This window comes from Psychrobacter sp. M4 (assembly GCF_055699795.1).
On the sequence record NZ_CM146740.1, the window covers coordinates 3482103 to 3495578 of the forward strand.

Consider the following 13476-nt stretch of genomic DNA (forward strand, 5'->3'; position numbering starts at 1 on the left):
GTCCACTACCTATCATCATAGCCGCTGTATGATGTCCATAACGACAGGCAACTGCTCGGAGAAATCACTGAAGCGATGGTCGCCCTCTGCTTGTAAAATAACCTTCGCGCCATATTGTCGATAGAAATCTACAGATAAATTGGGATCGAGTAACTCATCGCCCTCTTTAATCAAGGCGACTACTTGGCTGGGATATTCAACACCGGACAGCTTATGATCAGCAAACCATTTTAAGTCTGCTATTGTGATGTTCCAACCGCCCGTTGTAGTATAAAGTACCTTCGTATCTGCATCACTGTTATTAAGGCTATCAAGGTTATTATCAACACTAGATTCCTCATAAAAACGCTGTAAAGTAATATGAGGCTGAGTGCTAGGATTCAATAGCAATACTGAACAACCCGTATGATTACTGATTAACGTCGAAAAGTAGCCTCCTAATGAGCTACCTACCAATATGGTTCTAGCTTCCTTACTCAATTTGGTGACTAAGTCGATTAAGTCGCCAAAGACTTGTTCAGGCGACTGGTTTAAGTCGGGACGATAGACTGCAATATCTGGATGATTCTGCTCACAATAATGCTCAAGTAATAATCCTTTAATAGAACTAGCATCACTATCTAAGCCATGAATATAAACAATGTTCACGTATAGCCTCACTTATTAATTTTGTTATGATATAAGATATAGCACTGTTTAAAGAACGGTTTAAACCTCAAGAATAGCATTACAAGCCAATCAATATAAGTGTTAAGCGCTAAGCCATAATATAATAGCTAAAATTATAAATACTGAGGCTAACATAGTACTGAGTTTGCAAGGGAATGATATATTAAATGGAGAGGAAGCATGAATCAGCAGTTTGAGCTCTTTGAGATTGCTAATCCGTGCATTGGCGTTTGTCAAAGTAATAAAAAAGGCTACTGCTTTGGCTGTTTGCGTAGTCGTCCTGAGCGTCAGCTTTGGCATGATATGAACAACGAGCAGCGCCGAGAGGTACTCAGACTGATAGTAGGACGTCGGCAGCGTATTGAACAAATAAAGCAGCGTAAAGGCGAGCAATTAGGCTTTGATTTTGAAGAAGTTATTGAAACAGGCGAATTGTTTTAATGAGAAAATATAACTATTAAATTATTATTAATAATAAGTAATATCAATATAATAATTCTACATAGTATTATTGAAATTTATATTCCTGACCTCAAATATATAACTGAAGATTGATAAAACTCAATGATTATTAACAGTTGTTGAAAAAAGCAGGAGATAATAATGAATGACACTATAGCGAATAACGTAGAAGATACCGTAACCCAATCACGTCAAGTGCAAGAGCTTTATGCTGGGGTAGATACTCAAGACGGTGCGGGTGTTAAGCTAACTCGCGTACTCACGCAGCAGTTGCAAAAACGCCTTGATCCTTATTTGATGCTAGACAACTTTAAAAGCGACAATCCAGATGATTATGTCGCTGGGTTCCCTAACCACCCACATCGCGGTTTTGAAACTATTACCTATATGATTACGGGCCGTATGCGCCATCGTGATAGCGCGGGTAACGAAGGGTTATTACAAAACGGCGGCGTACAATGGATGACAGCAGCCAGTGGGGTGATCCATTCAGAGCTACCGGAACAAGAAGATGGCGCGATGGAAGGCTTTCAGCTTTGGCTTAATCTGCCTGCCAAAGATAAAATGAATGACCCTTGGTATAAAGACTTCCAAAGTGATGACTTGCCTAAATATACTACAGAAGATGGCGTCGACGTTACCGTAATCGCGGGTACATCGCACGGCGTTGAAGGTGCAGTCACCCGCGAAGTTACTGAACCGACTTATTTGGATATCCATCTACCAGCAGGAACGAGCTTTAGCCAAGCCATTCCAAGCGAGCATAATGCATTTGCCTTTGTGTATCACGGTACGGTAGATATCGAAGGTCGAGAAGTGCCAACTAAGACCATGGCTATTCTTGAAAACAATGAGAGTGCGGATGGCGTTACTATTACCGCCGATAGTAGTGAAGATACCAAAGTGATCTTAATCACGGGTCGCCCACTACGTGAGCCCATTGTTCAATACGGTCCCTTTGTGATGAACAGTCAGCAAGAAATCATGCAAGCCGTCACTGATTTCCAAAGTGGCAAATTTGGTGAAGGTGCTTAATAGTTAAGTTAGTTTTTTAGATAATCTATTGAATGTTAAAGCCCGTATTAGTTCGCTAATATGGGCTTTAAATTATAATTTAGTAGCTTCCGTGTTTGAATTACTCATGAGTATTAAGAATACTTTAAGGCAATTCTATAAATAATAATTTTTTATTCTTCATTTTATGTTCAAAAACGTTCTATATGCTGGATGTATAGACCAAATTATATTATCGTTTCTATTCTCTATAGAACGATATAAGTCAGGATCATCAGTATAGTGTGTAAACTTTTTGCCATCGTCATGTGCTCTAGATATAAGTCCAAGTTTATACAAGAAATCACCTAAGTCCTCGGGTTCGATATATTGTTTTCCATGTATTTTAGGGATAGCTGCTAAATCTCTTCCTCGAATGAAGTTCTTATCTATAACTAAATGTAGTTCAGCTTGTGTAAACTCTTTCTGAGTAGATCTTAGTGAGTCTATGAGCTGCGATAGTTCGTCAAACTGATGATCATGTTCTTTAATTAGATCATCTCTTCTTAACGCTCCAAAGTCTAAAAGTATATTATTGATATGATTAAGATTCACTTTTTTGGCTTGAATATGTTCACTAGCGTTTTTACTTGCCATACGACAGAGCTGACCCATCCATCTTGGTCGTCTATTTGAAAAAGCACTAATTGCATCGAAAAGTTTAGCCTCTTTATCACCACGCCAATCAATAGGCGATTTAAAAACAGTATCTATTATTTTATTGTAATCGCCTTTTAGCTTGAACTTTGCTTCATTTGAGTCTGGAAAATTTTTCTGGATATAAACTAGTATTCTTTGAGCAAGCATATCTCTCATATACTTTTTACTCCAGAAGATATCTATCATATATTGTTGTAATTTATCTAAATCTTCCAAATGGCGCAGACAAGACCATACATCACTCCTTACAGTAGCTCTAATATTTAAGTTTTCGTTATCGAAAGATAATGATCTTATAGCACTAAAAAAAGAACCCACTCGAGCTTGATTTTCAGTTGTATTTTGAAATTTAGCATCAATGTCATCAATTAGAAGCCAGACACTTGGAGAACTTTCACTATTTTGATAACGCTTTAATAGTTTATCTAGATTTTCTGGTATATCTTTATCAATCGTTATTTCTGTTCCTGGAAGCTTACCTTTTACTCTAGCAAGTAATCCTCCTATTAGATTTTTACTCTTTAGACCTTCTAACTCTGACAGTTCAACAAACGACATATCATCGCTAGTCAGTGCAAATCCAATTTGAGAGCCAATTTCAATAATTATACGTTTACAAATGATTTGCTTCCAATAGTTTTCTAAATATGAATGATTTTCACCTTTAAAATCACCAAGGCCCAGTAGCTCATTACCTTTTACTCTAATTACCAAAGGGTTATGATACTTATCTTCATTAATAAGCTTAAAGTGTAGTCTTGATAGTAAAGCAGATTTACCCATTCCTTTTCTAGCAGAAACTATGGATAATCTTTCATCTGAATCAAAGAAATCATCAAAGTTGGGGTGTTCTATATAATATGAGTTGAGAATTTCAAGATTCTCATCCTCTCCAGCTTCGTTACCAAATATTTTTCTATCTTTTAAATTGATTCTCAACATTCTTTGAATTCCTGAATAATAGCAAATGTATTCTATCAAAAAATAACAACTCAAAAATATTAAACCATAAAAAAAGCCCCAACATACTAACGTATGTTGGGGCTTTTCAGGAATAGAGAGCTGACGATGACCTACTCTCACATGGCCGGAGCCACACTACCATTGGCGCTACGATGTTTCACTGCTGAGTTCGGGAAGGGATCAGGTGGTGCCATCGTGCTATTGTCGTCAGCAAAGGGGGTTAGATATGAGTCTGTGTTTGTTTTACTTATTTGACTAAGTATCACTTATCCTAACTGAATCAAGGATAAAGGTGATATCGATATAATGCTTGATACAAACCACTTGGGTGTTGTATGGTCAAGCCAAACGAGCAATTAGTACAGGTTAGCTACACGCATCGCTGCGCTTCCACACCCTGCCTATCAACGTCCTAGTCTTGAACGGCTCTTTAGGGAAATCTTATCTTGAGGTGGGCTTCCCGCTTAGATGCTTTCAGCGGTTATCCCATCCGAACGTAGCTACCGGGCAATGCCATTGGCATGACAACCCGAACACCAGTGGTTCGTCCACTCTGGTCCTCTCGTACTAGGAGCAGCTCCTCTCAAATTTCCAACGCCCACGGTAGATAGGGACCGAACTGTCTCACGACGTTCTAAACCCAGCTCGCGTACCTCTTTAAATGGCGAACAGCCATACCCTTAGGACCTGCTTCAGCCCTAGGATGAGATGAGCCGACATCGAGGTGCCAAACACCGCCGTCGATATGAACTCTTGGGCGGTATCAGCCTGTTATCCCCAGAGTACCTTTTATCCGTTGAGCGATGGCCCTTCCATACAGAACCACCGGATCACTAAGACCTACTTTCGTACCTGCTCGACTTGTGGGTCTCGCAGTTAAGCGCGCTTTTGCCTTTATACTCTTTGAACGATTTCCGACCGTTCTGAGCGCACCTTCGTACTCCTCCGTTACTCTTTAGGAGGAGACCGCCCCAGTCAAACTACCCACCATACATTGTCCTCGGTACTGTTATACCTGAGTTAGAACCCCAACATGACCAGGGTGGTATTTCAAGATTGGCTCCACCAAGACTAGCGTCTCGGTTTCATAGCCTCCCACCTATCCTGCACAAGTCAGGTCAAAGTTCAATGTAAAGCTGTAGTAAAGGTTCACGGGGTCTTTCCGTCTAGCCGCGGGTACACAGCATCTTCACTGCGATTTCGATTTCACTGAGTCTCTGCTGGAGACAGCGCTGCCATCATTATGTCATTCGTGCAGGTCGGAACTTACCCGACAAGGAATTTCGCTACCTTAGGACCGTTATAGTTACGGCCGCCGTTTACTGGGGCTTCGATCAAGACCTTCGCATTCGCTAAGCCCATCAATTAACCTTCCAGCACCGGGCAGACATCACACCCTATACGTCCACTTTCGTGTTTGCAGAGTGCTGTGTTTTTAATAAACAGTTGCAGCAGCCTGGTATCTGCGACTGCTAGAAGCTTACGGAGCAAGTCCTTCACCTCCAGCAGCGTACCTTCTCCCGAAGTTACGGTACCATTTTGCCTAGTTCCTTCAGCAGAGTTCTCTCAAGCGCCTTGGTATTCTCTACCTGATCACCTGTGTCGGTTTAGGGTACGATTCGTTTATGACTATCGCTTAGAAGCTTTTCCTGGAAGCATGGTATTTACCACTTCACGGTACAAGTACCGCTTGCTATCAGATCTCGGTATAAAATAGCCCGGATTTACCTAAGCTATAAACCTACATCCTTTCACCTGGACAACCATCGCCAGGCTGGCATAACCTTCTCCGTCCCTCCATCGCATCATAAACAAGTATCGGAATATTAACCGATTTCCCATCGACTACGCCTTTCGGCCTCGCCTTAGGGGTCGACTCACCCAGCCCCGATTAACGTTGGACTGGAACCCTTGATCTTCCGGCGTGGATGCTTTTCACACCCATTATCGTTACTCACGTCAGCATTCGCTCTTGTGATACCTCCAGCACACTTTACAATGCACCTTCTCAGGCTTACACAACGCTCCCCTACCACTTGAAAACAAATTCAAATCCGCAGCTTCGGCTCCTAGTTTGAGCCCCGTTACATCTTCCGCGCGGGCCGACTCGACTAGTGAGCTATTACGCTTTCTTTAAAGGATGGCTGCTTCTAAGCCAACCTCCTAGCTGTCTATGCCTTCCCACCTCGTTTCCCACTTAACTAGGAATTTGGGGCCTTAGCTGGCGGTCTGGGTTGTTTCCCTCTCCACAATGGACGTTAGCACCCACTGTGTGTCTCCCGGATATCACTCATCGGTATTCGGAGTTTGCATCGGTTTGGTAAGTCGGTATGACCCCCTAGCCGAAACAGTGCTCTACCCCCAATGGTGTTCGTCCGAGGCGCTACCTAAATAGCTTTCGGGGAGAACCAGCTATCACCGAGTTTGATTAGCCTTTCACCCCTATCCACAAGTCATCCCCTGGCTTTTCAACGACAGTGGGTTCGGTCCTCCGGTGCCTGTTACGGCACTTTCAACCTGCTCATGGATAGATCACTCGGTTTCGGGTCTATACCCTGCAACTCATCGCCCTATTAAGACTCGGTTTCCCTACGGCTCCCCAAAACGGTTAACCTCGCTACAGAATATAAGTCGCTGACCCATTATACAAAAGGTACGCGGTCACAAGACTATCTACAAGTAGATAGCTCGCTCCCACTGCTTGTACGCACACGGTTTCAGGTTCTATTTCACTCCCCTCACAGGGGTTCTTTTCGCCTTTCCCTCACGGTACTGGTTCACTATCGGTCAGTCAGGAGTATTTAGCCTTGGAGGATGGTCCCCCCATCTTCAAACAGGATTTCTCGTGTCCCGCTCTACTTAATATGTCAATACTAGAATTTAAAATACGGGGCTATCACCCACTATGGCCAGACTTCCCAATCTGTTCTTCTATTCTAGTATCAATCGGCTCCTCCCCGTTCGCTCGCCGCTACTTGGGGAATCTCATTTGATGTCTTTTCCTAAGGGTACTGAGATGTTTCACTTCCCCTCGTTCGCCTCATATACAAAGTATATGATACCTAGCTTATGCTAAGTGGGTTTCCCCATTCAGAAATCTCCGGATCTCAGGATATTGCCGCCTCCCCGAAGCTTATCGCAGGCTGTCACGTCTTTCTTCGCCTCTGACTGCCAAGGCATCCACCATGTGCGCTTAATTACTTGACCATACAACCCCAAGTAGTCTTGGTTAATTGCTAAGTTTCGTTTTACTATTGGTTAAAGACAACCTCGAAGTAATCCGAGGTGTTTTAACCAATGCATAAATCTAATACTTAACAGGTTGGTCTCGCAATTATAACGATATCACCTATGTTTACGCTTGATTCAGTTCTCTTTACTTTTTTAATAACCCACCCCTGGGATAACAACAATGTCGTTAAGAGGTGAGTTATTAAGGTTAGAAAGTGCGCGTGAACACGCTCTTCCTAACCCAGACTCATATCTATGTTTTTAAATAGTTCCTATCTCTTCGTCAGAGTATAGGTTTCCGTATAAAACAGAACTAAATAATCATCTACGATCACTTAATTCTGTATTAACCTATAAAAGCTTTTCGTTTAAGTGGTGGAGCCAAGGAGAGTCGAACTCCTGACCTCCTGCGTGCAAGGCAGGCGCTCTACCAACTGAGCTATGGCCCCTGAGCGAGGATATAGATGAAGCACTGCTTCATCCCGAGCGCAAGAGTAAATCCCTTAAAGGGGATTTGCTGGTTTGTGCCTTACCCAGATAATGGTGGGTCTAAGTGGACTTGAACCACTGACCCCCGCGTTATCAACACGGTGCTCTAACCAGCTGAGCTACAGACCCATATCTTCTTAAACTAAACTAAAGAACAACTTGTTGTGAATTCTTGCTGAGCGAATGCCGTCTATAAGGAGGTGATCCAGCCGCAGGTTCCCCTACGGCTACCTTGTTACGACTTCACCCCAGTCATCAACCACACCGTGGTGAACGCCTCCCTAAAAGGTTAGGCTATCCACTTCTGGTGCAATCAACTCCCATGGTGTGACGGGCGGTGTGTACAAGGCCCGGGAACGTATTCACCGCGGCATTCTGATCCGCGATTACTAGCGATTCCTACTTCATGGAGTCGAGTTGCAGACTCCAATCTGGACTACGATAGGCTTTTTGAGATTCGCATCACATCGCTGTGTAGCTGCCCTCTGTACCTACCATTGTAGCACGTGTGTAGCCCTGGTCGTAAGGGCCATGATGACTTGACGTCGTCCCCGCCTTCCTCCAGTTTGTCACTGGCAGTGTCCCTAGAGTTCCCGGCCAAACCGCTGGTAACTAAGGATAGGGGTTGCGCTCGTTGCGGGACTTAACCCAACATCTCACGACACGAGCTGACGACAGCCATGCAGCACCTGTATCAGAATTCCCGAAGGCACTCCCGCATCTCTGCAGGATTCTCTGTATGTCAAGACCAGGTAAGGTTCTTCGCGTTGCATCGAATTAAACCACATGCTCCACCGCTTGTGCGGGCCCCCGTCAATTCATTTGAGTTTTAACCTTGCGGCCGTACTCCCCAGGCGGTCTACTTATTGCGTTAGCTGCGTCACTAAGTCCTCAAGGGACCCAACGACTAGTAGACATCGTTTACGGCGTGGACTACCAGGGTATCTAATCCTGTTTGCTACCCACGCTTTCGAACCTCAGTGTCAGTATGATGCCAGAAGGCTGCCTTCGCCATCGGTATTCCTCCAGATCTCTACGCATTTCACCGCTACACCTGGAATTCTACCTTCCTCTCACCTACTCTAGCTTAACAGTATCAGATGCAGTTCCCAGGTTAAGCCCGGGGATTTCACATCTGACTTATCAAGCCACCTACGCTCGCTTTACGCCCAGTAATTCCGATTAACGCTTGCACCCTCTGTATTACCGCGGCTGCTGGCACAGAGTTAGCCGGTGCTTATTCTGCAGCTAATGTCATCGTCAATGGGTATTAACCATTGAGTCTTCTTCACTGCTTAAAGTGCTTTACAACCAAAAGGCCTTCTTCACACACGCGGCATGGCTGGATCAGGGTTGCCCCCATTGTCCAATATTCCCCACTGCTGCCTCCCGTAGGAGTCCGGACCGTGTCTCAGTTCCGGTGTGGCTGATCATCCTCTCAGACCAGCTACAGATCGTCGCCATGGTAGGCCTTTACCCCACCATCTAGCTAATCCGACTTAGGCTCATCTAATAGCGAGAGCAACAAGTTGCCCCCTTTCTCCCGTAGGTCGTATGCGGTATTAATTCGAGTTTCCCCGAGCTATCCCCCACTACTAGGTAGATTCCTAAGTATTACTCACCCGTCCGCCGCTCGTCATCTTCTAGCAAGCTAGAAATGTTACCGCTCGACTTGCATGTGTTAAGCCTGCCGCCAGCGTTCAATCTGAGCCATGATCAAACTCTTCAGTTTAATCTTGCTATGTAACCCTTTAAAGAGGTTACTAAACTTGGCTCATCTAATCTGGCAATTACGCTCTTCGTATATGTTCGTAATGAATTAACTTCGAGTTTCTTTACTGATTAAATGATAATTTTTATAGTTAATTACCTCCCCGAAAAGAGAAGATAGTCAACTTTATGTTTAGCATTCTGTCTCAGCAAAAATCCACACAAGTTGTTCTTTAGTTTCGCTTTTAAATAGTGTCCTACATCTGTCGTCCAGTATGTAAGTATATCTTGTATTCTATTTGCTAAATTCTCCCCATCCCTTACGGGTGGTTCTGTCTAGCGAGCTGACTATCATATCATAGTTTGATGTTCTGTCAAGCTTTTTTATCATTTGTTTCAGTAAGTTAAGATTCTGATTTCGCTAAATTTGTTAGCTTTAATCTGTCTCTATCCCTTAGTGAGGTGCGTATTATAGACGCTTTAATTGGTAAGTCAAGGATTAAATTATTTTATTTTAAAATTAATTTAGTAGGCTTTGATTTTTAGAATGATAACTTATTCTCAATCCGCCTTCCCTTTCGACTGGGTGGCATTATACGTGGTTTAGTTTATCCGTCAAGCTCTGTTTTGAATTTATTTTGAATTTGGTATTTTATAAATTGTGAAACACCTTGCTATACCTTGTTGGTGCGCGGGGCGCACCCTACTCGCGCTTTTTACATTCAATTAGTGCATTAGATACACTCTATTCACTTTCTAATACCTTGTTAGTTCGACTATCCTACTTATTATAGATAGCTAATATACTTTATCCAACAAGGAGAGATGCAATGACTGTTCGCCGAATGCAAATTGAGGATTATACCGACGTTTATAACCTGTGGCTTGCTACTCCGAGAATGGGACTAAACGATGTCGATGATTCTGAGCAAGGAATTAATCGTATGTTGCAGCGTAACCCGACATTAAGCTTTATAGCAGAAAAGGATAATCAGCTAGTTGCAGTAATTATAGCTGGACAGGATGGAAGGCGCGGCTATATCTACCATACCGCTGTGCATCTTGACTATCGTCGCCAAGGTATCGCTCAAGAATTAATAAAAAACGTATTGGATGAGATGAAAGCATTGAATATAAGTAAAGTAGGGTTGTTCATCTTCCAAGATAACTATAGTGGTAATAGCTTCTGGAACAAGATGGGGTTTAATATCCGTGATGATCTTTACTATCGCAACCATGCACTGACCGAGCTTGAACGTATCGATACATAGCCTTGAGCGTAACGATATTTAGCAATACAGATTTATTGATGCTGCGATGAATAGACGTAAGACTATGAGCTTATTATAAACTTGAGCAACTGCTTATTGTTACCCTTGATAATTTGTTGTTAGCATCGATAACTATGGTATAAGCAAATAGCAAGATTAGCTATCAAAAATCGTTTATAATAGGCGGCATTGATATTATACATTGTTATCACCTATATACTATGACTGGCATTGTTGCCGGTTTTTCTGCTTTAATAGCCACCTTTATGCACTCATATATGTAGTGGCGTTTCAATAACATTTGGATTTAAGACTATGGTAGCGATTACTTTACCCGATGGTAGCGTAAAAGAGTTTGAGGGCAGCACCACCGTTATGGAAGTGGCGCAAAGTATTGGCGCAGGTCTTGCAAAAGCAACGGTTGCTGGACGAGTAGATGGTCATTTGGTAGATGCCTCCGATCCTATCATTGATGATGCCAAAGTTGAGATTGTCACTCCAAAAGACGCTGACGGCGTGGATATCATTCGTCACTCGGCCGCACATTTATTAGGACACGCGGTAAAGCAGCTGTATCCTGACGTAAAAATGGTCATTGGCCCTGTGATCGAAGATGGTTTTTATTACGACATTTATAGTGAAACGCCATTTACGCCTGAGCATATGGAAGCTATCGAAAAACGCATGATGGAGTTGATAAAGCAGGACTATGACGTCATAAAGAAGATAACCCCACGTGATGAAGTGATTAAGATCTTTGAAGAGCGCGGTGAGGACTACAAGCTCAAGCTGATTAATGATATGCCAGGCGAAGAGGCTTTTGGCCTGTATCATCATCAAGAATACGTCGATATGTGCCGTGGGCCGCATGTACCAAATACGCGCTTCTTAAAGGTATTTAAGTTAACCAAAATGTCTGGCGCTTATTGGCGCGGTGATGCTAAGAATGAACAGCTACAACGTATTTATGGTACGGCGTGGGCGGACAAAAAAGATTTAAAGGCTTATATCCAGCGTATTGAAGAAGCAGAAAAACGTGACCATCGTAAGATTGGCCGTGCGCTTGATCTGTTTCATATGCAAGAGCAAGCACCGGGTATGGTGTTTTGGCACGCTAATGGCTGGACGATTTATCAAGTGCTTGAGCAGTATATGCGTAAAGTACAATACGATAATGGCTATGAAGAGATTAAGACGCCGCAAATTGTAGATCGTAGTTTGTGGGAGCGCTCAGGACACTGGGGCAATTATGCGACCAATATGTTTACGACCTCTAGCGAAAACCGTGATTATGCGGTAAAGCCAATGAATTGTCCTTGTCACGTGCAAGTCTTCAATCAAGGTCTAAAATCTTACCGCGAGTTGCCTCTACGTATGGCAGAGTTTGGCTCTTGTCATCGTAATGAGCCTTCAGGTTCACTGCATGGCTTGATGCGAGTGCGCGGTTTTACCCAAGATGATGCGCATATATTCTGTACGCCCGCGCAGATTCAAGAAGAAGTAGCAGAGTTTATTAAGTTGACCTTGGCCGTATATGAAGACTTTGGCTTTGATAATATTATTATGAAGCTCTCGACCCGTCCAGAGAAGCGCGTGGGTAGCGATGAGTCTTGGGATTATGCCGAAAAAGCTTTGGCGGATGCTCTTGATAGCTCAGGTCTAGATTGGGAATACTTGCCGGGCGAAGGCGCATTTTATGGCCCGAAGATTGAGTTTAGTCTTAAAGACAGCTTAGGGCGCGTGTGGCAATGCGGTACCATTCAGGTTGATCCTAATATGCCTGAGCGTTTGGATGCTGAATTTGTCAATGAGCAAGGTGAGCGCGAAACCCCAATTATGTTGCACCGAGCCATACTTGGTTCGTTTGAGCGCTTCATTGGCATTTTGATCGAAAACTACGCCGGTTGGATGCCAGTATGGCTCGCTCCCAAGCAAGTAGCGGTGATGAATATTACCGATAAACAGGCGGATGCTTGTAAAAATGTAGTCAATGAGCTCAAAAACGCAGGTATTCGTGCTATTAGTGACTTGCGTAACGAAAAAATAGGATTTAAGATACGAGAGAAAACATTAGAACGTATCCCCTATATGCTAGTATTAGGGGATAAAGAAGTCGAGTCAGGCAGCGTTAACGTCCGTACCCGCGAAGGTGAAAACCTTGGTGTGATGTCAGTTGCCGAATTTATCACCTTAGTACAAAAAGCTGTTAGTGATAAAGGCCGACTAAAACAAAAAACAGATGAGGAGTAATACCTATTAAACAGTCAAACCGTTTGAATATCAACGAAGATATCAGTGCTAAAGAAGTCCGGTTGGTCAAAGAAGATGGCGAACAGATGGGCGTGGTTGATATTGATACCGCGATGAAAGCGGCTCGTGATGATAATTTAGATTTGGTTGAATTGGTTCCGGATGCCAAACCGCCCGTATGTAAGATTATGGATTATAAACATTATCTCTATGATCAAAAGCAAAAAGCGAAAGAGGCTAAAAAGAACCAAAAACAAACTCAGCTTAAAGAGATGAAGCTGCGTCCTAGTACTGAAGAAGCCGATTATCAAGTAAAACTGCGTAAAATTATTAGCTTTTTAGAAGATCAGGACAAGGTTAAGATCAGTATTCGCTTCCGTGGTCGTGAAATGGCTCACCAAGATATTGGTCGCAAGCAACTCGATCGTATTATTGAAGACACGGCTGATATCTCGAATGTCGAACAACCTCCTAAGATGGAAGGTCGTCAAATGGGTATGTTGCTAGGCCCTACTAAGAAAAAATAGCCAGCATGTCTGCTATAACTTAGTAGCTGTAATGTAGTAACTATAATATATCGTGAACAAAATATATTGCGAACAAGCCCATAATCAGTAGCTCCATTTCTAACCATCAATATGCTGCGGGATATTGATGGTTTTTCGCTATAGGGTCTGACAAAAAGGGCTTAATAATTTTTTTTAAAATCTAAGGTATA

7 protein-coding genes, 2 tRNA genes and 3 rRNA genes are annotated in these 13476 nt (G+C 43.0%); 5 read left to right on the top strand and 7 right to left on the bottom strand.

All coding sequences use genetic code 11. From position 1 onward, the window contains the following. Positions 1 to 15: 15 nt before the first annotated feature. Positions 16 to 648 (bottom strand): YqiA/YcfP family alpha/beta fold hydrolase, encoded by a 633-nt coding sequence (locus ACR63N_RS14630; protein WP_367107518.1) that lies wholly within the window; start codon positions 646 to 648, stop codon positions 16 to 18. A 201-nt stretch (positions 649 to 849) separates the two neighbouring features. Here ACR63N_RS14630 and ACR63N_RS14635 point away from each other — a divergent pair, with 201 nt between their 5' ends. Both ACR63N_RS14635 and ACR63N_RS14640 read left to right on the top strand, forming a co-directional pair. Next, entirely contained in the window at positions 850 to 1110 is a 261-nt protein-coding gene (locus ACR63N_RS14635) for a DUF1289 domain-containing protein (protein WP_367107519.1), read from the top strand. A gap of 162 nt (positions 1111 to 1272) precedes the next feature. Further along, on the top strand, positions 1273 to 2166 hold the full coding sequence (locus tag ACR63N_RS14640) for a pirin family protein (RefSeq protein ID WP_472782249.1): 894 nt from the start codon (positions 1273 to 1275) through the stop codon (positions 2164 to 2166). Positions 2167 to 2325: 159 nt separating this feature from the next. Here ACR63N_RS14640 and ACR63N_RS14645 read toward each other — a convergent pair whose 3' ends face one another. From ACR63N_RS14645 to ACR63N_RS14670, 6 genes are all read right to left on the bottom strand, one after another. Beyond that, the gene (locus ACR63N_RS14645; protein ID WP_472782250.1) at positions 2326 to 3786 is read right to left on the bottom strand and encodes a P-loop ATPase, Sll1717 family; all 1461 of its coding nucleotides are present in this window, start codon (positions 3784 to 3786) and stop codon (positions 2326 to 2328) included. A gap of 118 nt (positions 3787 to 3904) precedes the next feature. Further along, positions 3905 to 4019: ribosomal RNA gene (gene rrf, locus ACR63N_RS14650) — 5S ribosomal RNA — on the bottom strand. 123 nt (positions 4020 to 4142) lie between these two features. After that, a 23S ribosomal RNA gene (locus ACR63N_RS14655) occupies positions 4143 to 7014 on the bottom strand. A 397-nt stretch (positions 7015 to 7411) separates the two neighbouring features. Further along, a tRNA-Ala gene (locus ACR63N_RS14660) sits at positions 7412 to 7487 on the bottom strand. 92 nt (positions 7488 to 7579) lie between these two features. Continuing rightward, positions 7580 to 7656: transfer RNA gene (locus tag ACR63N_RS14665), tRNA-Ile, on the bottom strand. A gap of 64 nt (positions 7657 to 7720) precedes the next feature. Continuing rightward, positions 7721 to 9259, bottom strand: a 16S ribosomal RNA gene (locus tag ACR63N_RS14670). The 16S, 23S and 5S rRNA genes sit together here with 2 tRNA genes alongside, the layout of an rRNA operon. An 808-nt stretch (positions 9260 to 10067) precedes the next feature. Here ACR63N_RS14670 and ACR63N_RS14675 point away from each other — a divergent pair. The 3 genes from ACR63N_RS14675 to infC all read left to right on the top strand — a co-directional run bounded on the left by ACR63N_RS14675 (position 10068) and on the right by infC (position 13285). Further along, positions 10068 to 10508: a GNAT family N-acetyltransferase gene (locus tag ACR63N_RS14675; protein ID WP_367104739.1), complete on the top strand. Its 441-nt coding sequence runs from the start codon at positions 10068 to 10070 to the stop codon at positions 10506 to 10508. A gap of 315 nt (positions 10509 to 10823) precedes the next feature. Next, on the top strand, positions 10824 to 12758 hold the full coding sequence (gene thrS, locus ACR63N_RS14680; protein WP_367104740.1) for a threonine--tRNA ligase: 1935 nt from the start codon (positions 10824 to 10826) through the stop codon (positions 12756 to 12758). 23 nt (positions 12759 to 12781) lie between these two features. Continuing rightward, the gene (gene infC, locus ACR63N_RS14685) at positions 12782 to 13285 is read left to right on the top strand and encodes a translation initiation factor IF-3 (RefSeq protein WP_367104741.1); all 504 of its coding nucleotides are present in this window, start codon (positions 12782 to 12784) and stop codon (positions 13283 to 13285) included. The last annotated feature ends 191 nt before the right edge of the window (positions 13286 to 13476 follow it).